Consider the following 25,423-nt stretch of genomic DNA (forward strand, 5'->3'; position numbering starts at 1 on the left):
GCTTAAGAGGTTAGCGATCGCCTAATTTTTTAGAGATACCAAATGGGTTCTATAGTAGTTTATATCAAATCCCCTGGCTTTGGATTAATATAATTCCTATCGTCAGTAGGCATAAAAGGCTGTTTACTCTAGAATCTCAATAAATTATTCCTCAATACTGAATTATAGCAATGCTACAGGATATGAATATTAATCTTCAGTTAAGAGAAACGCCTAATTCGCGAAAGAACCCCGGGTAATTCTGGGCAAGAGTTTTATTGTTCTTGAGTTCTTCTGCTAAGTTAGAAGATGTTTGTTTGTTGCCAAAATAATAATAAATGTAAGCAATGCCAAGATTCATCAATCCTTTCATTAAATCCTTATTAATTTTACCTACAAAAGTACAATCATCAAGTACCTCGATAATTTTATTAATTGCATCTATCTTCTCATCAATACTAAAATCATCTTCTGCAAGTTTACCAAGGATAACTGATGGTATTTCTTGAGTTATTTTAAAATATATAACACCATCAACCACCTGGTCTAAAAGTTCAATATAGGGCAGAATTATACCAGTAGAATAAATTAACCAAGGAAGCCTCGATCTATGAAAATCTTGATGAATAACAATAGTTTGATTGACACAAAAATTAGGAAAAAATTCTTTGGCAATGTGTTGCCATACTTTTAATGTTTTGGCTATATCAATGTGAATAATCTCGATGGGTTTATTTATCCATGATAATGTTGTAATATCTCCATCACAAACATTAACATAGTCAATCAAAGTCTTACAGTTTTTTTGAAATATATGTAAGTAGGAGTCTTGTTTTTGAGCTTCTCCAGTATTTTGGAAATATTTTTTTCCTCCTCTAGCTGCAATTTTTTGTTCTGGAGTTGTAAAAGCATCATAGGCATAAATTCTAGATTTTTTCTCTAATACTTGTTGATTTTTTGATAATCCCAAAGCAAAGGGATACACTGTTCCTGCTACTCCTGAACCAAGATCGACTATTTCTCCCACACCAGAGTAAAAGCAACGAGCTAAATACTTCAGAACTTTTCTTTCTCTGATGGAAGTCATCGAAGGAGGTAATTTTTCAAAAATTGGAAAGGACTCAGAAAGAATATTGTTTGGGAAATTTATCATCAGACACTAAAATTGAGAAATGAATTTCACTGAACCAAACTAATGTAAATACAACACATGTTGATTAGTTACCATCAATTATAGATTATCTTGACCATCATAACTTTTACCGAAAATTTGGGTCTAAAGTCTCCCCCTGAAAGGGGGACTTTGTATTATACTGAAAATAGTGCAAAGGTATTCAACCGCTCTAAAAACCTATCTATCTAACCGATAGACGCATCTTGACAACTAGAGTTATGGGGTTTTGCACAGGAATGCTTGTGGATGGAAAAGCTCTAAGCAACAAGTACCAGAGAACCAAAGTTTTTAAAATTTTAACTGTACCGTAGGCCATAGGTCAACAGGCTCTTATTAGCGCAGTTCCTCTGAAAGAGTCAATAGAGCCAACGCCTGGAGAGAGAATCATCTCTAGATTAGATATCGCAAGGTGTTTAATTTAAGTGGGCTTAATGAACCAGGAATCCTGCTACCCAGGAGAATCTCCGTGCCTTCAGGCCGGAGAGTATGTCAAACCTAGTAGTGAATTTATGTTCTCTGGAGAATGCTCTTATAAAGTCTCATAAAGAGCAAAGCTTAAAGGATTAATTGTCACAGTCTGTCCAGATAACAATTTTTCAGGTAAAGCAGCACCATTTCCCATCCATTCTTGTTCGGAGGAATTAAGTAGCTTTTGCCAGTTTCCTTCAGGTAGTTTAGGTTCAAATGTGACAGACTCTTTTTCAAAATTCATCACACTTAATACACCACTTTTTTCTTCCCACCTGTGAAGCAATAAAACATTTTTCTCAGCACAACTGTAAACCTCAGTTTTAGTTCTATCTAATTTAGCTAATGCCGGAATTTTTTTCCGTAGCTCAATTAGCCTTTTATAGAAAGAACGCAAAATTTTATATTTCCCTTCCCTAGATTTTTCCCAATTCAGTTTAGACTCTATAAAGACTTTCTCACCTTGAGGATCTGGCACTTCTCCAGACCAATTGAAAGACTTAAATTCTTCTGCCCTACCTTTTCTCACCGCTTCAACTAAGTTTGGATCTCCATGACTAACAAAATACATAAAAGGATTTTCTTCTCCATACTCTTCTCCCATAAATAACATTGGTACAAATGGAGAAATTAAAACTGCTCCTGCTGCTAATTTTAATCCTTCAAAATTTACTAAAGCTGATAATCTTTCTCCAATTAATCGATTACCTATTTGGTCATGGTTTTGAATACAAACTACAAATTTTTCTCCGGCAAAACCTAGAGTAGAATTACCATGATTTCTCTGACGGTGAGGTGAATATTCTCCAGTATAAACATATCCTTCTTTGTAAGATTTTTTCAGAGACTCTATACTCTTAAAATCAGAATAATATCCAGATGTTTCTCCAGTTAAAAGAGTGTGTAAAGAGTGGTGAAAATCATCACACCATTGAGCATCGTGACCAAACCCACCTTGTTCTTTTGAACGTAAAACTCGCACATCATTTAAGTCACTTTCGGCAATTAAATAACGCTTCCTTCCATCATTTTTACTAAACTCTTCCACCCTAGCGGCTAACTGTTGTAAAAACGGTTCAGCACTCATATCATAAATTGCATGAACAGCATCTAAACGTAAACCATCAATATGATATTTATCTAACCAATACAAAGTATTTTCAATAAAGAAATTACGGACTTCATTACTATATGCGTCGTCAAAATTAACAGCATTTCCCCAGGGAGTATGATATTTATCCGTAAAATAAGGACCATAATCCCAGAGATAATTTCCCTCTGGACCAAAATGATTATAAACAACATCCAAAATTACAGAAATGCCCATTTGATGACAAGCATTAACAAGTTCCTTGAGACCATCTGGTCCACCATAAGAATCTTGGACACCATAAAGATAAACTCCATCGTAGCCCCAGTTGCGATCGCCTGGAAATTGGGCAACTGGCATTATTTCTATAGTGTTTATCCCTAAATCTTTTAATTCTGGCAATCGAGGAATAATTGCTGCAAAACTTCCTTCGGGAGTAAAAGTACCGACATGAAGTTCATAAATAATCATTTCTGCCAAAGGGATACCTTGCCAAGAAGTATCATTCCAGGTAAATTCTTGATGATCTACTACTTTAGAAGGACCATGTACTCCTTGAGGTTGCCAGTTAGAGGCGGGGTCTGGTCGCTCAGTTTCTCCATCTAATTGGTAAAAATATAGAGTTTCCGGGTGAATTTCTTTTGCTTCTCCTTGCCAATATCCCCATTCATCTTTTTGCAGAGCTATTAATTTTTCTTGTGGATGTACAATATGTACAGCCAACTTTTCTCGTAGAGGTGCCCAGACAGTAAATAGGCATTTCTTTGTTTCTGCTAAATAATGGCTACCAACTCTCATAAATTTATAGATTTTTAGGGTGTTTAATACTAGACAAAATTATTGTCTAATTTTAGATTATTTTTTATAGTAATCCTAAATCATTCAACATTTAGATAAAATACTGTCAATCCAAAGCTTGTATGAATTTATATTCTCCTTAGGAATTGAATGTTATATATAATTTTATATAATCATATACTATATTTTAGATCATTAAATAATTCCTCTACCTGGAGAGGTATAACTTTTTTGTATTTTACCTCTCAAGTGTCAAGCCAAATCTTAGATAGTTACTAAACAATTAATAAGTTGTGGCTGAAAGCAATTCCATTCGAGTAGAAAAATATCAAAAAACTTTGACTGACTCTCCTTATTTTGAAGAGGATATAATTGTTAACGGGACTTGAGTAAAAAATGCCTTAAAAATAGTTTTAAACCCTGAGTGTGTAAAGCATAGACTATTATAGCCATAGTTTTTTTTAGTTTAGTTAAATATTATTTAAAACCCTAACGTTATAGTTATGAATATATCATTTATTAGTACCACCGAAGCAGCTTTTCTCCTAAATATCTCGACAGGTAGATTGCGTTTTCTACTAAATGCTGGTCGTGTTATCGGTGCCAGAAAAGTCAAGAGACTTTGGCGAATTCCTCTAAATCAGAAGGGAATGCCAGAAATTACACCTGGTCGTCGAGGTCCAGAACCTACATGGAACAAAAATCAACGTACAGCTAATACCTTTATTCATGTTCTACGAAAAACTATAGACTATAACCGAGACTATGGAACTTCCCATCCAGCAGTTGCTGTAAAAGTAGGACATAAAAAAGATTATTGCCACTCCTTAAAAATTCATGGACCTTGCCAAATAGTCTATCGACCCCATCAACCTAATACAAGTCAAGCTGGAGGTGCCCGTCTATGGATTGAAGTAGAACCGGGAAATAGAGTAGAACGAGTATACTTCAGTGATGGAGATTATGATCCACCTCCAGAAGTGCTTCAGCAGCGGGCAAAAAGGAAAAAGTCAAAAGGTTAAACACTACATATCTGCAACATTATAGTTTGATACCACTATATATAGTGCTTTTGGGTGAATTTTGGGAAATGTGTATGGCGATCGCTCATACTTAACTAAAAATCCTATTGAGGAAAGATAAGAGGATTAAAGCGGTTTTCATTTTGGTAGACCACAGTAGGGGCTAATACCTATTGGCCTCTGTAGAATAGTGTCTAATAATTAATCCTCATATTCTACCCATTCTGTAATAGGGAGAATGGAAATAGCAGCAGCTTTCCCTGTTGGAAATTTTATTTGAGATTCTCTGCAAGGGAGTGGAATAATTCAGGGAATTTCAAACCATTGAGCAACTTAGATGCTGTGTTTTAAAGGAGCAATTTCTTTGAGACTAATCATATATGCTTCTTGAACAGCAATTACAAAAAGGTTTTCTTTAGTTAGAGACTAAAATTATTAATTTCTAAAATCAACATATACTTAAGAAGTTTAATCAACTTCATAAACGTTTTAAAACAACAATTGAACGTTCCATAACGGGAATAGGAACCTCTCCTTGATATTGCTTACCATTTTCCACAAAACGAGACTTACTTGTATCAACAGTAACCACCCAATTTCTATCTTGAAGTTTAGGAGGAATTGTAAATTCTATTAACTCATAGTGAGCATTAAAAAAAACCATAAAACAATCATCAATAATTCTTTCCCCACGCTCGCCACTAGCAGGAATTTCCTCTCCATTTAAAAAGATACCAACAGCCTTAGCAAAATCAATATTCCATTGTTCCTCAGTCATTTCTCCACCATCAGGATTATACCAACCTATATCATTCACATCCGAACCATGAATAGCACGACCTTGAAACCACTTACGTCTATGAAATACTGGATGTTGACAACGGAAATAAATTAACTGTCGAGTAAAATCTAATAAATCTGAATTTTCTACTTGTAAATTCCAATCCAACCAAGAAATTTCATTATCCTGACAATAAGCATTATTATTACCTTTTTGCGTCCGCCCAAATTCATCTCCACCTAATAACATAGGTACGCCTTGAGACAACATTAAAGTCACTAAAAAATTACGCCTTTGACGGTTTCTTAAAATCAGTATATCTGGGTCGTCAGTTTCTCCTTCCTCTTCACAATTCCAAGAACGATTATGTTCTTCTCCATCATTATTATCTTCCCCATTTGCTTCGTTATGTTTTTCGTTATAACTAACTAAATCATTCAGAGTAAAACCATCATGGGCAGTAATAAAATTAATACTGGCATGAGGCAACCTACCATTAGAAGCATATAAGTCAGAACTACCTGTAAAACGATAAGCAAATTCAGCTAATGTTTCCTCTTCCCCTCGCCAAAAATCTCTGACTGCATCTCTATATTTACCATTCCATTCCGACCACAATAGAGGAAAATTACCAACTTGATAACCACCTTCTCCAACATCCCAAGGTTCAGCAATTAATTTCACATTAGAAATAACTGGGTCTTGATGCACAATATCAAAGAAAGCTGCCAAACTATCCACTTCATATAATTCTCGCGCCAAAGCTGAAGCTAAATCAAATCTAAAACCATCAACGTGCATTTCTGTAACCCAGTAGCGCAGACTATCCATAATTAACTTCAATACCTGGGGGTGACGAACATTGAGAGAATTACCACAACCAGTAAAATCCATATAGTAGCGGGGGTCATCTTCTACAAGGCGATAATAAGCAGCATTATCAATACCTCTAAAGGATAAAGTTGGACCGAAATGATTACCTTCTCCGGTATGGTTATAGACCACATCCAATATCACCTCAATGCCAGCATTGTGTAATGCCTTGACCATTTTTTTAAATTCTCGAACTTGCTCCCCTGTTTTACCACTAGAACTATAGCCACTATAGGGAGCAAAATAATTAATAGAGTCATAACCCCAGTAATTAGATAATTCCTTATCAACTAAATGTCCTGGATATCGTAGAAAGTGATGAACTGGCATTAACTCTACCGCCGTAATGCCTAGAGACTGAAGATAGGCGATCGCCCTTGGATGTGCTAACCCAGCATAAGTACCCCTCAGATTTTCTGGAATATCAGGATGTAGTTTAGTAAACCCTCTAAGATGGATTTCATAAATTATTGTGTCGTGGTTGGAAATATTTAATAATTGGTCATTTCCCCAATCGAACCTTTCATCAATTACCACAGATTTTGGCATTAGATGAGCATCATCATCTAAAGTGCAGGCTAAATCTTTTTCTGGATTATCCCAAGAATAGGCAAATATTTCTTCACCATAGAGTATATCCCCATCAATTGCTTTGGCGTAAGGGTCAATTAGTAATTTATGAGGATTAAAACGATGCCCTTGGTATGGTTCGTAGGGACCATGTACTCGAAATCCATATCTTTGACCTGGGCCTATACCTGGTACATAGCCATGCCAGACAAAGTTACTAACTTCTGTCAGAGCTAGTCGTGTTTCTTTGTTTTGCTTGTCAAATAGGCAAAGTTCAACGCTAGTAGCATTTTCAGAGAATATAGCGAAGTTAGTGCCTTTACCATCCCAGGATGCTCCAAGTGGATATGGTTTTCCAGGCCAAAGAGGTACATACATAAATAAACCGAGAATTCTTCAGAATTAGACGACTATTTCTATATTTATAACAGCTATCTAGTGCGAGCTTCCAGCTCGCCAGAATATTATTCAAATTCTCAGGAGATTATTTAAATTTGTAGCAGATTTGGTATTATCCAGCTCGCCAGAATATTATTTAAATTGCCAGAAGATTATTCAAATTGCTAGAAGATTATTTAAATTCACACTGAATTTAGTATTATTAAATACGCGAGCAGGATGCTAGATAGAAAAAATCACCATCAAAATTATGAACAAATATCCTGATTTTCTATTTATATAACTTACTTATTTTATCAAATTCGTCACCTTGGTAAAGATTATAATCAACCCCAGAAGCAGGAGAAATTATTTTGAATTCTTTCCTATTTTTTTACCAACAAAGATATCAGATTTTTACCCTCATAATTATGCCAGAGCATATACATTGTTTAATCATATATTTTATGAAACAAGAATCATAATATTGGTCAATTGGAAGTATTATACACAGCATTAAAAGCTATAGTGCCAAGCAAATTACTCAAGTAATGAAGCAAGCATATTGGCAAAGTTTGGCAAGATAGCAGAAACGAGAGATTCATTAACAGTCAAAAATAAATAATAAACGCTTGGAAATACATCAGACAAAACCCGGTAAAAGCTGAATTAGTAAATAAACCATAAGAATATCCTTTTTTCTGGGAATTAGAAAGAAATTTATCCCCATATTTTCAGAATAATTAAAATTCCTATCCAGTAGGAGCTATAAGCTCGCCAGAACATAATTCTAATTGTCAGAATCTAATTCAAATTTCCAACAGGTTTGGTATTATTAATACGCAAGTAAGATGCCCCCACTAGAAAACTGATAACCGATAACTGAAATGAGTCAATGTTTAAATCCTGACTGTTTAAAACCTAACCCACCACAAACAACATTCTGTCAAAGCTGTGGTAAAAAATTAGTTTTAGCCGAACGTTATCGTCCTCTAAAAATAATCGGGCAAGGAGGTTTTGGCAGAACTTTTCAAGCAGTTGATGAATACAAGCCTTCAAAGCCTTTTTGCGTAATTAAGCAATTTTTTCCTCAAGCACAAGGAACTCAAACTTTATCAAAAGCTGCTGAATTGTTTGCTCAAGAAGCTGAAGGTTTGGATGGTTTAGGTAGACATCCACAAATCCCCGAACTTTTAGCATATTTTACTCAGGAGAATCTACAGTATATAGTACAAGAATTTATCAACGGGCAAAATTTACAGCAGGAATTAGAAGATTCGGGAGCTTTTGATAAAAGTCAAATTTTAGAGTTGTTAAAAAGTTTATTGCCTGTGTTGGAATTTATTCATTCTAAGCAGGTAATTCATCGAGATATTAAACCAGAGAATATTATTAGGAGAAAGAATGATAATCAATTAGTTTTAGTAGATTTTGGTGCAGCTAAATATGCTACTATGACTGCTTTAAGAAGAACCGGAACTGTTATAGGTTCTGCTGGATATGTTGCACCAGAACAATCAGTAGGAAAAGCAACTTTTGCTAGTGATATTTATAGTCTGGGTGTGACTTGTATTCATTTATTAACTGAAGTAGAACCTTTTAATTTATTTGATGTGACTGAAAATGATTGGGTATGGCGAGATTATTTACCGTCAAGTATGAGTGATGAAGTTGGAAAAATCTTGGATAAAATGATTGTCGGAGCGACTAAGAAAAGGTTTGAAAATGTAGGAGAAATTTTGTCTTTGATTCAGCCTACCTCTCAAAGAAAAAAACGGTCTACTTCTTCACCCAAAACATCTCAACCATCAACAGCAGAATCAGAAAAAGGAGAGCTATTTACTTTTGAAGTTTTGACTTTCGACAACTCTAGCTATCTTACTAACCGTACCCAGGGAAGTGCGAGGCAAAAAATAGAAGATTTAGGTAGTGGAATTAAATTAGAAATGGTTCATATTCCTGGAGGAAGTTTTCTCATGGGTTCGCCAGAAAATGAAGAGGGAAGACATGAGACTGAAAGTCCGCAACATCAAGTTACTCTCCAACCTTTTTATATGAGTAAATACCCCATTACTCAAGAACAATATCAAGTTATTATGGGCAAAAACCCCTCTCGATTTAAAGGAAAAAAACTATTTAGAAAAGACTCTGAAGGAGGAAAACGTCCAGTCGAAAATGTGAAATGGCTTGATGCAACTGAATTTTGCCAAAAACTATCTATTAAAACAGGAAAAGCTTATATACTACCTAGCGAAAGTCAGTGGGAATATGCTTGTCGTGCTGGTACAACTACTCCTTTCTATTTTGGTTCGAGTATTACCCCTAGTTTAGTTAACTACAACAGTAAGTCTACTTGTGATGTGGGAAGTTTTCCTCCCAATCCTTTTGGTTTATACGATATGCACGGCAATGTCTGGGAATGGTGTCAGGATATTTGGCACGATAACTATAATGGTGCGCCTACTAATGGAAGTCCTTGGGAAAACCCAGAAAAGGGATTTTTCAAATCGGTCTTTAGCGGAGGTCGAGTCCTCCGTGGCGGTGGCTGGTACTACGATTCTTGGAATTCCCGGAGTGCCAGGCGTATCAATGCCGACATTTTCGGCGACGTTAGAGGTTTTCGGATTGTCTCTTCTGTGTCGGCGGTTTCTGCCTCGCGTCCCTAGGATTCTTCCCATTTTCTCTGTTTGCCAAATCAATCCGTGCATCCTTTGCCAAATCCTTGTTTGCTCATTTCTCTCTTTCCTCATCATTCTCTAAGAGCTACTTAAAAAAGCAAAACCCCCAAATCATTCTCGACAGCTCCTAAAAAAATTAGCAACCCAAAGGATTTGAGGAAGGGAGCAAGATACTCCTAGTTTTTTCTGGTGGCGATCGCTACCTCCCTAACCAACAATATTCCCTACCCTTTAAAAGTAGAAAAAATTATTCTGTGAAGCTCCTAAAAAAATCGGCGACGCAAAGGATTGTGCCTTGCATTCCCCAAAAAATTCTGATGTGATTTACCGATTTTTGTCTTATTGCCAATAAGTATGATTAATTATTCAATAAAAAAAGTATTTTTCAGAAATTAGTTCAGTAGGGGTGGGTTCGGCATTAAGTTAACTAGGCTCAACATTTGATGAAATCAACCCATTCCAATGATAGAACCCACCAATTTTTTAAAGATAGCGATCGCTACCAAAATCTAGGATTATCGAAAATCATTCTCTAAAGCTCCTAAAAAATTAACCGCTGAGGAATTTTTTCATATTCCTATCCTTATGAATTTAGATATGATCTAAATTTCTAGAAGCGATCGCCATCCACAACTATAGCCAAAATATTCATTCTCTAAAGCTCCTAAAGAAAAGCTACAGCCCAAAGAATTTTCCCTTTGCATTCCCAAAAAAATTCTGATGCCATTTATTTAGTATGTAAATCTCTTGCATAAACATGATTTTTATTCAATACAACCAATAAAGATATTTTTCATAAATCAGTTCATTAGGGGCAGGTTCCAATTCAATTAAACGAGTTTCAACATTCAATTTAGATAAACCTGCCCCCAATAATGCAAAGCACCAATCTCAGGATATATTCGTTTAGGGGAATAAAAAAAGTAAAAACATTTCTGAAATAATTGGTTTACATCATCTTGTCGATCTTATCCAATCGATCAATACGCTTCAAAAGTCGTATAAAAGCAAACCCCATCACCACAACCAACAAGAGCAACACCAAAGCTAAAGCAACTTGATTATTAACATATAGAATAGTCGCCGACAAAGTAAAACCACTAATTAACAAAGCATAATTAGTACCCATTTGCACACTGCCAACCCGACGAACCAACCTATCTGTTTCCGTCGCCCGAACCCGAACCCTAATATCCCCCTGTTCTAACTTATCAATTGCATCCTCAATACGACGAGGCAAACCCAAAGCAGTAGAACTAACCTGAGCCGCTTGACGACCAAGTTCATTAAAAATAGTGTTTTGAGAATTTCCATCAGACATAAGCTGCATGGCAAACGGTTGTGCCACCTCCATAAAATTAAACTCTGGATCTAAACCCTTACCAACTCCCTCCAAAGTAGAGAAAGCTCGCATAACAAAAGTGAAAGTTGCTGGAAAACGGAAAGGTTGGTCATAAGCAACCTCATACAGATCGTCACTAATAGCCGTAATTGATTGAGCTTCAAATGGCTTATCCATAAAATTATCCAACATATATTGGATAGAACGCCTTACAGGCCCCATATCTCCAGTAGGTTTTAATGCTCCCAAATCTATCAGAGAGATAATTACTCTCTCAGCATCTTTGGCAGCAACACCATAAAGAGTTTGCATCAGTTTTTCCCGGAGGTTAGACTTAATTTGTCCCATCATCCCAAAATCATAGAAAATTAATCCTCCTTCTGGACTAACAGCAATATTGCCGGGATGGGGGTCAGCATGGAAAAAGCCATCATTCAAAAGTTGCTGTAAATAAGCTTCAGCACCCATTTTTGCTAAAGCCTTTCTATCTTGACCTGATGCTTCCAGAGCTTCATAATTACTAATTTTGATACCTGGAACATATTCCAATGTCAGTACCTGTGGCGCTGAATACCGCCAATAAACTCTAGGAACTTTTACCCAGTTACAGTTGCGGAAATTACGACGAAAGGTATCAGCGTTGCGACCTTCGTTGAGATAATCTATTTCTAGCCAAAGAATTCGGCAACATTCATCATAAATACCCAACCAGTCTCGACCACGACCCCATTTCGGGTGATTTTGAAAATAACGAGCTATTCCTTTGAGAATGGCTAAATCAATTTGGAATAGTTTTTTCAGTCCTGGTCTTTGTACTTTCACCACTACATCTTCACCAGAGTGAAGTTGCGCTCTATGAACTTGACCTAAACTAGCGGCAGCTAAAGGAACTGGATCAAAACTTGGGTATAGTTCTTCTACTTTTTTGCCCAGATCCTCTTGGATAATTACCTCAACTTGTTCGTAGTTAAAAGCGGGGACTTTATCTTGAAGTTTTGAAAGCTCTTCGACGTATTCTGAAGGAAATAAGTCAGCACGAGTGGAGAATAGCTGCCCCAACTTGATAAAAGTAGGGCCTAACTCTAACATTGTCTCTCTGACCCAAATAGCTTGTTTGCGCCGTCTGAGATTTCTCTTTTCTTCTGTTACTCCTCCCCGGTAACTCCAATCTTTTTTGTCTACCCAAAGCCAAGTTAGCCAAAGTAGAACAAAACTCCAAATATCAATGTAACGACGCTGGCGAGAGTAATTTTCTCTGTTCCAGCGATAAGCTTTGTGACTATAGGGTTTGCTGGGGGCTTTAGTCATTGAACCTCCAGTTGTATAGTTAGCTTGTTCCTTGTGGTTAATAATGTCATCGAGGAGAACAGACACAGTAGCAGTATTTTATAATTTGTGATATTATTAAAAGTTTAGCTCATGTTAATAGAGAACAATGAGCGCAGGTATAGTTTATAAGATTCATAGTCTGAAGTCCCCTGTTTTATCTATTGATTCAGCCACGGGATGAAAACCCTGGGATAGTATATTGAATTAACAAAGGAAAAGGACTTCACTTATAAATATATATGGCAACTTTTTAGCAAGTTGAAGAGTCCCGTATTGTCGTTCAAGGCCAACATCGGGTATATTTTAAGAAGAACGACTACGATATTTTTGCAACTCTGCCCTGACTTGAGCTACCTCGGCCCTTAGATCGTCAATTATGGCTTGTAGGTCTTTTGGCTGAGAGTCTAATTCGTCAGAGTTACTATTATTATTTGTGTTATTTTCTGCTTGAGCTGCTCTATCTGCTCTTTCTAAGACTTGGTCAATAAAGCTGCGTAAGTTTTCTCTTTGCTCTGCATCAAATTTACCCAGTCCACTGAGGGTATTGGTGATGCCATTCTCTACTTGTTCATATACTCCTTCTGCAATAGCTCTACCGACAAAGAAAGCATGAATTGGTGATTTACTCATAAAAAAATAGTTTATTTTGATAGTTGACTAATCAATTTAGATTTTTTTTTAGCTTATCTGGCTTGTTTTTTATCTGCTTAATAAGCTGTCTATTGATTTGAAAATGTACTCAATGAGCTAGCGTTTTGTTAAATTTAAACAGATTCAAATTGAAATATATCTTAAACTCATCACCCCATTATTCAAATATCTAACTACTTTAATTTAATTTTTTAACTCGTCTTATCTGTTTGAGACCTAAATTTTTAGGTTAGAGTCAAGATGTGATTCTAATTGTAAAGTATTGTATCACATTATTTTATTAAGTGTCTTACCTAGTTTCTTAAAAGATCTTGATCTTTAAGTAAACTACCTAATATCAATACTATGGCTATGACGTGGGCTTGGATATTCAGCAGAAATAGCGTTCTTAAGTTTTGACAGACGACTTACATTCGGACGAAATGGCAGTATTGCCAGTTCCTAATACTATTTCACGGAAATCAAAAGTCAGGTATTAAAATCTTGTAGGCTCACAACTTTGAAGCTACAGTAATTCCAGGAAATTATTTTATATCTAAAGTTTGAAACTATTTGTGAAATCTTTAAAAGTGAATTGGTATAACGACTTTATCGACCGAAATTAAATTAACTTTTTATCATGATGGAAGCTAAACTTTTGCTCAAAATATACTTTTAAAACATCAATTTATCTCAAAAAAAATAAATTAAATTAATAATAGTCATCTGGATACTGATTTTGCTGTTGATATTTTTGAAAGTCGTACTTCGGATATTGAGGTTGATAATCAGAAGGATAATATTTTCCACTATTGCCATTAGAGGAATAATTGTAGGGAGATACTTTAGTTTTCACATCACCAGAATAATCTACTTTTTCTGACCAAGATTCATCCTCATTAGAAACAGAAATACTATTAGTAAAAAACTCATCCTGTTCAAAATCAGGCTTAGGTAATTTGTTTAATTTTGGTGGATTGATAGAGTAAGTTTTGACTGAAGGAGAACCAAAAAGAGGACTAGAGGGATCGTGATTTCGGAAAGTGTAATTTTGTTCTTGCTTCAGACTGTCTAATAAATTACTTGGCGTCAAAGATGCCATTTTGTTATTAGTTTTTTCATTGCTATAACGCAGGGTAATATCAAAACCTATCCATCCAAAAGTTGCAGCAGTCAAGATAAATAACAAAAAAACTGTCAATTGTAAAGAAAGTTGATTAATCCAACTAAATTTATAGTTTGTATCACTAGGAATAAAAAAATCAAACTTATTTGGTTGTATATTCTTTTTATTAATCGTTTTACTTTTGGCTTCATCAGTAAAATAATTACCTCTTTTATCAGAAATATTTGATTCTGATTTCAGCCCCATCAATTTATCATTATTGTTAAATCTAGATGCTCTCTCTGTTAAATAACTATTCTGTTTTTTTACCTCTAAAATATTTGATTCATTTAAAAGAAGTGCCAACCAAATTTCTGCAGTTTGAGGTCGTTTTGCAGCATCTATTTCTAATCCCATAAAAATAGTTTCTTCAATACTGGGAGAAAGATTGGGTTGAAAATATTTGAGTTCTTTTGCAGAAAAATTAAGTGTTTGAGGCAAAGCTTCAGAAAGCCTTAAAGCTGCGGGAGTAGGAGCCTTACCAGTCAGTAAATAGTATAATGTAGCTGTTAAAGCATAAATGTCTGTTGCAGGACTTAACTTTTGTTGTGGATTACACTGTTCTGGTGGCGAATACCCGACAGAAAATAAATTAGTATGAGTTTGCCTAATTCCAGGAGTTAAATCACAAGCAATGCCAAAATCAGTTAGTACAACTGTATTAGTTCCAGCCCGCCTAATAATATTCTTAGGTTGTATATCCCGATGTAAAAACCCATTTTTGTGAACTACTGAAATAGCTGAGGCAATTTGGTGTATATAATGAGCAGCTTGATTTGGATGGAGATTATAACCAGACTGTATTAACTCAGCTAAATTTTGACCGGGTATATAGTCCATTACTATGAAGAAAAGATCGTCTTCTTCAAAAAAGTCCCATACTTTGACAATGTTCGGATGTCCAGAGTTAGCTAGGAGGTGAGCCTCAGTTATAAATTGATGTTGGAATTTAGGAAAATCTTGATGCTTGTGTAGACTTTCATTGAGAGTTTTAATTACAACAATTTGGTTAAAATGATGATGAATAGCTCGGTAAGTTATACCAAAGCATCCTTGGCCTAAAATACAATCAATACTATATTTTCCTTTTTGAAGGACAACTCCTGGTTTCAGGTTCATAAAATACTCATTTTTATAAAATTGTTAGTCGTCAGAATACAACAAAATACTTGTAGTTGATTCTGCTCGATTGATTATAGATGAAGTTCCTAAAATTGGAAAATTTGGATTGCGGAACAAGGAACAAAGAACAGGGAAATACTTTTAGGCTATGAGCCAATTCCGAATTATATAGTTATAGTTTAAAGATAAGAACATGAGGGAATAGGGAGATGGGAGTATTTTTCTATCTTTTTCCCCTTTTCCATTCCTGAATCTCCTGATTTCTGAGAACTGGGGACTATGAAAAAAGCACGCACCTTTGCAAAGATACCAAATGGATTATATAACCCATCCTCAATTTACTTACAAAATATAGAGGGAAGATTAGTAGTATTTCTCAACCTACCTCTCTGACTATTATAAAAATTGATGGTGGTGCATGGTAATGGCACAGGAAGTGTGGGAAGAAGATATATATCATCACCATTACTATACAGGACTACCTAAAAATTTTAATATTGGCACAGACTAAATGGGTTCTGTGGTGCTTTGGCGAGTCAATAGGCAAAAGGAAATAGGGAGGATAAAAAGGCTATCAGATGAGACTTTTAGCAATTATGAATTTTTTTTAGCAAGTTTGTAAATATACAAGGGTATACTATTATAACTAATGGTGTGTCTAGCTTAAAGTAGTGTAATAGATTTTAACTAAAAGCTTTGAAAAATCCTCATCATACCTTTTACCTCAAGCAACATTTAAGGCTAGACATGGTACGACGAGACCGACACTTATGCAATGGTCTCTTATAACAGATTGTCAAATGCCTTTCACAGTCTAAGCTTTAGCCGTCTAACATATTCTACAAGTTTTAGACTAAATTAACTGTGTCAGTCTACTACCAATTACAGTTCAAATTTGTAGCAGCTAACTAGGATCAAAGAAAGTGGTTAAGCAGTAGCCGGAAAGAGCGGAATCAGGTAATCTAGCTCAGTAAGTATTAAAGATTGTCAAAAACAAAAATCAATCAAATAGAATATTTATGAGGGAAAAAAAATCTGAGCCTACACTTAGTCCAATTGCAGAAAATCTGGTGCTAGGTTTACCAGTACATTGCCTAGATGACTACCCTGGTTACTTACTTTCTCGATTAGAGACGGGAGTAGGAACTCATGTAGTGACGCTGAATGCGGAAATGGTAATGCAGGGTGAGAAAAATCATGTCTTGGCGGAGATAATTCGTCAGGCTGAATTGGTAGTTCCTGATGGAGCTGGGGTAGTTTTATACTTAAGGCTTAAGGGTAAATCTGTACGCCGTTGTCCTGGTATTGAATTAGCAGAAAGCCTTTTGTGCCAAGCAGCGAAACAGAATGCACAGAATTTAGTATTTTTCTATGGAGGAAAACCAGGGGTAGCTATGAAAGCTGCTGAGACTTGGCAACAAAAAGTCTCAGAGTTACGGACTGCAGATGGTGTCAGCCGTATCACTTGTCAGCATGGTTATTTATCTCCAGTAGAGGAGCAGGAACTTTTACAGACTTTGGCACAATTACAACCAAGATTAATATTTGTGGGTTTAGGAGTGCCCCGTCAAGAGTTGTGGATTGCAAAACATAAAAATATTTGTCCTCAAGCAATCTGGATTGGTATTGGTGGTAGTTTGGATATATGGGCTGGTGTCAAGGAAAGGGCACCTGCTTGGTTTTGTGATAATTCTTTGGAATGGTTGTATCGACTTTATCAAGAGCCTTGGCGTTGGCGACGAATGTTGACTCTACCACAATTTGCTTGGAAAACTTTGATGGAAATAAAATTTTAGATAAAAAGAAACCATCTTAATGTTTATCAAAGATAATTTAACTAATTTGTAGTTAAAAGTCAATCATTAATTAACAAAATAAGGAGTCAATAAGCAATGAACTTTGAACATGAGTATGAACAATGCTTAGAAAAACTGAACTGGGCAACTAAGGAACTACAGGTAGAAGTTAAACCAGAAAAACTTGCTGAAATTGCTGAATTAATTGTGCAACCAATGACAGGGCCATGGCGTTATTTTCATACTCCCAATCATATTTTTGAGGTGGGAGGTTCACAAGATGCGATTGAAGTATTAGCCGCTTTATTCCACGATTTAGTTTATGTACAAGTAGATCATAGTGTTAATTTTAATCTAAGTTATTATATTGCTCCTTATATTCAAGAGACACAAGGAAAGTTAAAAATTAGGGAAAAAAATGAATTGCCTAATGATAAGACTTTTGAGATGGTAACGTTTATTTTTGGTTTTGTTGCTGGTCAGGTTTTGTTGCCTTTTGGCGGTCAAAATGAGTTTATGAGTGCTGTGGTTGCTGCTAAAGTAATGGAAACATTTATGACACCTAAATATCTGTTTAAAATTATTGCTTGTATTGAATCTACGATTCCATTTCAACCTATTTCGGAAGATGGCTTGACTGCCACTGAACATCTTTATCAAAGACTCAAAGAAACTAATACTAAGTTAAATATTAATCTTAGTGATGGAGAACTTTATGAAACAGTAAAAAAATCTGTTAGACTATCTAATCGAGATGTGAGTGGGTTTGGTTCTCCTACTTCAATTTTTCTAGATAATACCTGGAATTTATTGCCAGAAACTAACCATAATCTTGCTAATGGAAATTCTTATACAGTTTGCGAATATCGCATTGCTTTAGAAAAAACAGAAGGATTTATTAATCATTTGAATCCCTATTTTATTTTCCGTCAATTTGATGGAGAACCAGATGAAAAAACTTATAAATGCTGGGTTGAACAGGCAAAAAAGAATATTGAAGTTGCTAAAATTTATCTGGCAAGTAAAATTTTTACTTTAGCTTTTATTGAAGCATTATCTATGCGCTTGGGGTTGAATATACCTCTTTCAACAATGGTCGGAGAGTTGCCTAGTCAAGGACATACTCCGGCTCATTTGGAGGATTTTTTACCAGATATTCAGAGTCCTTATCAATATCAAAATAATTTGGAATGTGAAGCATTAACTTTATTGGCAGATGGGCGTAGTCAAAATGCAGTTTATGATATGAGAAATTCACCATTAAGTACATTTATGGTGAAATCTATAGGATTTGATGAAGTTAAAAAACAAAGAAAAAGAACTAATGATTTTTGCCAAAAAAAGATTTCTGCGGAAGAGTTTATTGATGGCTGTAACCAAAATTTAGTTAAGACAGTTATTGATGGAATTTTAGAGTTATTTGAGAGTCGGAAGCGGGCAATTGGTGGAGTCAAAAAAGGGAAATATCTCAACTGCGATCAAAACTACTAATATCAAATATCAATCATGGCAAGCTATAGATACTGAACAAGTTTTAGGTATTAGGAAAGGAGAATACCAAATTCATGCATAGCTGGAGTTGCTTTAAACCTTTGAGAATAATTATCAATTATCCATTGGTAACTACCTATACATGAGTCTTGGTATAACTTTTATACCAAGACTCAAAAATCTTGCTATATTTGATTGGGTGGGGAAGTGTGGGAAGTGTGACAGCTGTGGGGAGAAGTAAACATAAGAATAATTAACATTAACTGGCTAATAATTAGGGAACAAGTTATTTTACCTGTGTTAATTACTTAATAACTGAAGTTTTACACAAGTATAGCATTACTTTTGGTAATTGGTATTAGACTAAAATTAAATTAAACAACTATAATGTCTGCTTTTGAAGAAACTGAAACAATATGAATGAAATAGCAAATGAGTTATTTAAACAGGGTATTTATCAATATAAAAATCATCAATTTCAAGCAGCTTTGGTGTCTTGGCAACAAGCACTAACTATATATGAAAAAAATTCAAATCGCCGTAAACAAGGTGTAACTTTAGGAAACATTGGTGTAGCTTATGAAGCATTATCAAACTATCAGTTAGCTATAGAATCTTATCAGCAACACTTAAATATTGCCAGAGACATTCAAAACCGAGAAGGAGAAGCAAAAGCATTAGGAAATTTAGGCAATATTTATTATTCTCTAGAAAATTATCAACAAGCAGTTATATATCAACAACAACATTTAGCGATGGCTGAAGAAACCCTGGACGAATTTGCCATCGAACAAGCTTGCTCAAGTTTAGGACTAGCTTATCATCGCTTAGGAGAATTTTCTCTGGCTCAACAATATTATCAACGACAATTAGCTATTGCGAAAAAAATAGATAATTATACTAGCCAAGGAGATGCTTTATTTAATCTGAGATTAGTATACGAATCAATGGGGAATAGAAGAAAAGTAGAAGAATTGAAACAGCAGCAAATAGCGATCGCCAAAGAATTATTATCAAAACAATTTGGCAATAACTTTACAGAAATTGCTCAAACTGTGGCTCTAAATCTTACCGAAGATTTTGCAGGTAGTGATTTAAGTGGCATAGACCTCCAATATGCTAATTTTGTTGGGGCAGACTTACAAAAGACTAATTTAAGTAATGCTAACTTAATCCTGGCTGACCTAAGTGGAGCTAATCTTAGTGGTGCTAATCTGAATCAAGCTAATCTCTGTAATGCTAATCTCCGAGATGCCAAACTTTTAGGGGCTAATCTTGCAAATGCAGATTTACGGACAAAATTACCTCGTGCGGATCTGAGTAACGCTAATCTCTGTAGTGCTGACTTGAGTAGTGCTTATCTGCCCAATGCTAAATTGATTAATGTGGATTTAAGCAATGCTTCTTTGGAAAATGCAGACCTGTGTGGAGTTAATTTAAGTGGGGCTAATTTAAGTGGGGCTAATTTAAGAGGGGCAATTTTAGAGAAAGCTATATTTGCCCAAAATCTGGGTATTTCTGAGAATAAGAGGCAGGAGTTGGTGGCGCAAGGTGCATTTGTTGAAGTTTGAGAGTAGCAAAGTTAACGAAGTCAGAAGTCAGAAGTCAGAAGTCAGAAGTTAGAAGTCAGAAACCAAAAGTCATTTTTGTTACTGGAATGCGTGAGCAACGCTTGAAAAACATTTTTCCTTCAAAGAGGGAGATGGCGATAATCAATGATTTTGATAACCATTGCTAGATTTTAGGTATGAAACTAAGACAAAGAAAGAGAGAAGAAAAAAAACAGAAAAATTGTAAATTTGAGCAAGTTTATTGAACTAAGAAAGCATTTATCATCTAGCTTTGTAGCAAAACATTACCCCTGGTATAAATTATCAATCGAGAAAAACTTATTTCTAACTCCTGACTCCTGACTCCTGACTCCTGACTCCTGACTCCTAAGATTCAACAACACTGAAAAATAAATTAAAACTAATTTTCTGGGAGTGAAAACTGGTATAACAGTTAAAAATATAACTGATGAAAATTTTGACTCTATGACTGGTATTGAAGGATTATGGCCTCATAATATTAGCCCCAACCGACTAGCTGTGTTAGAAATAAAATTGGTACTTTGGTTGCGATCGCAGAATTTAAACTCTGAGTTAGCTTCTCAGTCATTACAATATAAATCTCCAGAGGAGTTGCAAAGTTTAATGTTGTCTGCAACTGCTGCTGGGTGTGATTTTTCAGAGTTTAGAATAATGAGCAAAAATGTGGTCGAGGCAAATACAGAAGATTTATTGGAATTAGCAAATATTGCTGGTCTAAATCCTGTTGAAGATTTTGCTGGTGCTAAGTTATTAGGGGTTAATTTATGTGGTGTTGATTTGAGTGGAGCAAATTTACATAGTGCTTACCTACGGGGTGCAGATTTAAGTGATGCGGATTTAAGTGAAGCTAATCTTAGTCAAGTAAATTTGGGTGGTGCAGATTTGAGTGGTGCTTTGTTAAGTAATGCTAATCTAACTGATGCAAACTTGCACCTTGTTAGTTTAGCTTTGGCTAATTTAAGTGGTGCTAATTTGAGTGGTGCTAATTTGAGTAATGCGAATTTAAGTAATGCAAATTTAAGTGATGCGAATTTAAGTAATGCAAATTTAAGTGATGCTGATTTAACTCAAGCTGGATTAGCATTAACAAATTTAAAAGGAGCTAATTTTCAGAATACAAAAGTAGAAAAAGCTAGGTTATGGCATGATGCTGGTTTATCTGAGGAAATGAAACAAGATTTAATTAGTCGTGGAGCAGTTTTTGAGGATGCTTAGTCAGAAAAAAATTAATTAATTACTAATATATTTACTTTTTTTTTCTGATTGTCCTGTTGATATTGTTATATATCACACTCTAGATAATTTGAGAAAATATAGGGCAAATATAAGTAAGTACCTAGTCATAAATTAAGTTAACTTTAAAAGATGAAAAATAAAAATTTACTGGTTTCATTTTTTTGAATTATAATTTTATCTACCTATTTATTCAGATTTTATCTAAATGCCTGTTTTGTGATAATTATATTAGTAAAAGCATAATTATTCTGATTTATACAAGACTAAATTAATTTTAATGATTGGCCTCAAATAACATCTTAAAATTTCAAACATTAAAGATATAGGTATATATGGCTAACCAACAATCACTTGATAAACTACATAAACTAATTAAAGGTATAAAAAATCAAGCAATAAATGATGCTGATGAAACCACCAATCAAAAATTAACTAACAATTTTACTGGTGTAAATCTTGAGTATGCTGACCTAAGTTTGAGCGATCTAGATGATATTAATTTGAGTGACGCTATTCTGAGGAGTGCTTATTTACTGTGCGCTAATTTGAAAAGAACTAACTTTAGTAATAGCGATCTGAGTCATGCTAATCTGAGTGGTGCAATAATGTGGTTCGCTAACTTTAGCAAAGTGAATTTCCAGGGTGCAGACCTCAGAGGTGCTAGTTTCAGGGGTGCTAACCTAGAGGGTGCTAATCTAGAGGGTGCTAACCTCTGGCGTAGTGATATTACAAATTCAAAGTTAATCGAAACTAATCTGACTAATGCTAATTTGACTCGTGCTAATCTTAGCAATAGTAACCTCACAAATTCCAACTTAAGTTATGCAGAACTTAATGATGCAAACCTCAACGAAGCTAATCTTAAAGGTACTAATTTTAGTCATGCTAATTTGAGAGATGTTACTCTTAAAGACGCTAATCTTGAAGAGGCTAATTTATCTAATGTTAACCTTCTTGGAGGTCAATTAAACCGAGCTAATCTTAGTAGTGCTAATTTTGAAGGTGCTAATCTTTATTGTACTAATTTTACTGATGCCAATCTTCATAATACAAAGTTGAAAGGTGTTAACTTAAGTCATGTTAATTTAAGAGGGGTAAAAATTAATCATGGAACAGAATTAGATGATAAGTGGTATCTTGTTTGGGATATTGTTAATCATGGTGCTTATGGGAGAAATTTAAGTGGCGTTAACCTAGAAAATGCCGATCTTAAGGGTGCTAATATAGGCACTGCTAATTTAACTAATGCTAACCTCAGATATGCTAACCTCAGATATGCTAATCTCAGCAATGCTAATTTAACTAATATTCAATTAACTAATGCTAATCTAGCAGATATTAATTTGATTAAAGCAAATTTATATAATGCTAATATGGAAGGGGCTAACCTGAGCAATACTTTATTATTTAATTCTATTATGACAGGGGCTTTATTGAATCAAGCTAAACTTTTAAAAGCCCAATTGTGTGATGCGGAATTATCAAATTCAAAGTTAATGATGGCAAATCTGATGAACGCTAACTTGAAAAATGCTAGGTTATTAGGAGCTGATTTAAGAAAAATAAATCTAGAAAGTGCAGAATTAGATGGAGCTGTATTTGGTAATAATCTGGGAATTTCTGATGAAATGAAGCAGGAATTAATTAATCGTGGGGCTATTTTTCAGAATGAATGTTAATGTAAGTGTTTCCTGTATAATTCTGCGCAAACAGCATTTAACTGAATGCTTACCTAACTAATTTCTCAATTGTATCAATATCCCTAGGTAATTCTTGAGTAAAAATTTCAAAACCTTTTGTGGTAATTAATACGTCATCCTCAATCCTAATACCTCGAACATCAGAAAATTTTTCTAACTTTTCCCAATTGACAATATTCTGATATTTTTGACGCATCTCTTTGTTATTTAAAATTGCTGGAACTTGATAAAAACCAGGTTCAATTGTGACTAACATTCCTGGAATTAACGGACGATTCAATCGTAAAAAACCTAAACCAAAACGACTACTACGTTCCCGACCAATTTCATATCCTGCTAAATCTCCTAAATCTTCCATATCGTGAACATCTAAACCTAATAAATGACCAACTCCGTGGGGAAAAAATAAGGCATGAGCATCCATTTCTACTAAGTCTTCTGCTTTACCTTTTAAAATTCCTAAATCAACTAATCCTTCGGCAATAATTTGAGCTGCCAATAAATGAATATCTAAATATTCTACACCTGGTTGAATTTCAGAAATACAAGTATCATGGGCAGCTAAAACTACATCATAAATATCTCTTTGTGTAGGAGAAAATTTACCAGAAACAGGCCAAGTACGAGTCACATCACTTGCCCAACCTAAAGTTGTTTCTGCACCTACATCTGCTAATAGTAAATCTCCTGTTTGTAGAGGATGATAATATTGTTCATTGTGCAAAACTTCGCCATGTACAGTCACAATACTGGAGTAAGCACAAGTCATATTATGAGAAATAATAATACTCTCCATTGCAGCGCGAATATTCGCTTCAAATTTAGCATTTTTTGTGGCTGCCATTCCAACTTTATGAGCTTCTACTGTTACTGCTGCTGCTTGTTTTATTTCTGTTAAAGCTCTATCATCATGGCTAAGTCTTAAAGAGATAATTGCTTTTGTTAATTCTAAGTCAATTTCTTGGGGTTTATTAGAGGGAAAAATATCGCGATTTAAAATCTGAGATTGTGTAATTTTAGTAGTGGGGTTTTGTACAGAAATAGTTGCTGCATTTGCGACATAATATTTTAATTCTTTCATCGGAAAAGCAGCATCAGCACCTATAATTTCTGCTAGGCGATCGCGTGTTGGTATTTCTCCATGCCAAAGTAGATTACTCGGCGGTGGATTATCTATAAATAGTTCTAATTTTTCTCCTTCTAAACGTATAGCAGCATCTTCAATAGGTAGACCAGCAAAATAAAGAAAATGACTGCTAGGACGGAAGGGAAAAGTATTAGCTGGAAAGTTACGGGGATTACGACTTCCTGACCAAAGTATAGCTGGAAAATCAATTAATTTGGCTAACTTTTTTCGTCGGTTATAGAGTGTTGTGGATAGAGAAGTTTGATTACTGGAAATTTGCATGGTAATTATTTATTGAATGGTTATTTATCGTTACTAGGGACTGTTGATAAATTCAATATTAGTTTAATCCTTATATGTCTTAAACACTGGGAGTAGTAGGGTGTGGTCTCAAATTAACTAAACTGTTGCCATTATCCAAGATTTTTGTGATTAATTAACTTTATATTCTAATTCAGAATATAAAACTTGACAAATATTCAGTTTTTCATCAAAATCAATAACAATTTTAGTATACTACTTACTATTTAGATATAAAAATGGGAAAATATATTTCTTATCCAAATCTAACCTCAATTAAAATTAACTACAAATATAAAATGTAATGTCAGGTATAAAATTTGGGATTTTTAGATCGACTATCTTATTAGTAGCATTAGTGACTATCTTTTATAATGGTAGTAGTAAAGCAATAAATAATGAGAGTATTGTCTATAAAAATAATTATTTCCAATTAAGCCAAGCTAGCTCAATAGAAAATTTACAAGAAATTATTGGAAAAGATACACAGGTATAAAAAGTAGCAGAAGGTTTCAAATTTACTGAAAGACCTGTCTGGCATCCACAAGGTTTTTTACTATTTAGTGATATTCCTGAAAATACAATTTATCAATGGCAACCTAATCAAGAAGTTAAAGTATTTCGTCGTCCTTCTGGGAATGCTAATGGTAATACCATTGATTTAGAAGGAAGATTAATTACTGGTGAACATAGTAATCGTCGGCTATCGCGAACTGAAAAAGATGGCTAAATAATTACCGAATTATTAATTATTAATTGTTAATTAAATAATTGTGGTTTAAA

The 25,423-nt window shown here is 34.7% G+C and carries 15 protein-coding genes; 8 read left to right on the forward strand and 7 right to left on the reverse strand.

What is annotated here, in order from left to right; genetic code table 11:
- Positions 1-196: 196 nt before the first annotated feature.
- Positions 197-1,132, reverse strand: coding sequence for a hypothetical protein (locus ACP6PL_RS05035; protein ID WP_426543194.1), 936 nt, complete (start codon positions 1,130-1,132; stop codon positions 197-199).
- A 550-nt stretch (positions 1,133-1,682) separates the two neighbouring features.
- On the reverse strand, positions 1,683-3,509 hold the full coding sequence (gene treZ, locus ACP6PL_RS05040) for a malto-oligosyltrehalose trehalohydrolase (RefSeq protein WP_426543196.1): 1,827 nt from the start codon (positions 3,507-3,509) through the stop codon (positions 1,683-1,685).
- Positions 3,510-4,012: 503 nt separating this feature from the next.
- Between treZ and ACP6PL_RS05045 the strand changes: the two genes are divergently transcribed.
- Entirely contained in the window at positions 4,013-4,531 is a 519-nt protein-coding gene (locus ACP6PL_RS05045) for a DNA-binding protein (RefSeq protein WP_426543198.1), read from the forward strand.
- 478 nt (positions 4,532-5,009) lie between these two features.
- Here ACP6PL_RS05045 and glgX read toward each other — a convergent pair whose 3' ends face one another.
- Positions 5,010-7,133, reverse strand: a complete 2,124-nt coding sequence (gene glgX, locus ACP6PL_RS05050; RefSeq protein ID WP_426543200.1) for a glycogen debranching protein GlgX — start codon at positions 7,131-7,133, stop codon at positions 5,010-5,012.
- Positions 7,134-8,020: 887 nt separating this feature from the next.
- Between glgX and ACP6PL_RS05055 the strand changes: the two genes are divergently transcribed.
- Positions 8,021-9,799, forward strand: coding sequence for a bifunctional serine/threonine-protein kinase/formylglycine-generating enzyme family protein (locus ACP6PL_RS05055; RefSeq protein ID WP_426543202.1), 1,779 nt, complete (start codon positions 8,021-8,023; stop codon positions 9,797-9,799).
- 961 nt (positions 9,800-10,760) lie between these two features.
- Here the strand turns inward: ACP6PL_RS05055 and ACP6PL_RS05060 are convergent.
- The 3 genes from ACP6PL_RS05060 to ACP6PL_RS05070 form a co-directional block, all read right to left on the reverse strand.
- Entirely contained in the window at positions 10,761-12,527 is a 1,767-nt protein-coding gene (locus ACP6PL_RS05060) for an ABC1 kinase family protein (protein WP_426543204.1), read from the reverse strand.
- A 258-nt stretch (positions 12,528-12,785) separates the two neighbouring features.
- On the reverse strand, positions 12,786-13,112 hold the full coding sequence (locus tag ACP6PL_RS05065) for a DUF6825 family protein (RefSeq protein ID WP_426543206.1): 327 nt from the start codon (positions 13,110-13,112) through the stop codon (positions 12,786-12,788).
- A 712-nt stretch (positions 13,113-13,824) separates the two neighbouring features.
- Positions 13,825-15,396, reverse strand: coding sequence for a serine/threonine protein kinase (locus ACP6PL_RS05070; RefSeq protein WP_426543208.1), 1,572 nt, complete (start codon positions 15,394-15,396; stop codon positions 13,825-13,827).
- Positions 15,397-16,418: 1,022 nt separating this feature from the next.
- Between ACP6PL_RS05070 and ACP6PL_RS05075 the strand changes: the two genes are divergently transcribed.
- The 5 genes from ACP6PL_RS05075 to ACP6PL_RS05095 all read left to right on the forward strand — a co-directional run bounded on the left by ACP6PL_RS05075 (position 16,419) and on the right by ACP6PL_RS05095 (position 23,193).
- Positions 16,419-17,195, forward strand: a complete 777-nt coding sequence (locus tag ACP6PL_RS05075) for a WecB/TagA/CpsF family glycosyltransferase (protein ID WP_426543210.1) — start codon at positions 16,419-16,421, stop codon at positions 17,193-17,195.
- 96 nt (positions 17,196-17,291) lie between these two features.
- Positions 17,292-18,686, forward strand: coding sequence for a hypothetical protein (locus ACP6PL_RS05080; RefSeq protein WP_426543212.1), 1,395 nt, complete (start codon positions 17,292-17,294; stop codon positions 18,684-18,686).
- Positions 18,687-19,102: 416 nt separating this feature from the next.
- Positions 19,103-20,257, forward strand: a complete 1,155-nt coding sequence (locus ACP6PL_RS05085) for a pentapeptide repeat-containing protein (RefSeq protein ID WP_426543214.1) — start codon at positions 19,103-19,105, stop codon at positions 20,255-20,257.
- 414 nt (positions 20,258-20,671) lie between these two features.
- Complete coding sequence (locus ACP6PL_RS05090) at positions 20,672-21,493, forward strand: pentapeptide repeat-containing protein (protein WP_426543216.1); 822 nt, start codon at positions 20,672-20,674, stop codon at positions 21,491-21,493.
- A gap of 353 nt (positions 21,494-21,846) precedes the next feature.
- Positions 21,847-23,193 (forward strand): pentapeptide repeat-containing protein, encoded by a 1,347-nt coding sequence (locus tag ACP6PL_RS05095; RefSeq protein ID WP_426543218.1) that lies wholly within the window; start codon positions 21,847-21,849, stop codon positions 23,191-23,193.
- A gap of 49 nt (positions 23,194-23,242) precedes the next feature.
- Here the strand turns inward: ACP6PL_RS05095 and ACP6PL_RS05100 are convergent, their stop codons facing one another.
- Positions 23,243-24,622 (reverse strand): aminopeptidase P family protein, encoded by a 1,380-nt coding sequence (locus ACP6PL_RS05100; protein WP_426543220.1) that lies wholly within the window; start codon positions 24,620-24,622, stop codon positions 23,243-23,245.
- A gap of 322 nt (positions 24,623-24,944) precedes the next feature.
- On the opposite strand from ACP6PL_RS05100, the gene ACP6PL_RS05105 reads away from it, so the two are divergent.
- Positions 24,945-25,136 (forward strand): hypothetical protein, encoded by a 192-nt coding sequence (locus ACP6PL_RS05105; RefSeq protein WP_426543222.1) that lies wholly within the window; start codon positions 24,945-24,947, stop codon positions 25,134-25,136.
- Positions 25,137-25,423 lie beyond the last annotated feature (287 nt).

The sequence above is a fragment of the Dapis purpurea BLCC-M126 genome (assembly GCF_050015975.1).
Lineage (GTDB): Bacteria > Cyanobacteriota > Cyanobacteriia > Cyanobacteriales > Microcoleaceae > Trichodesmium.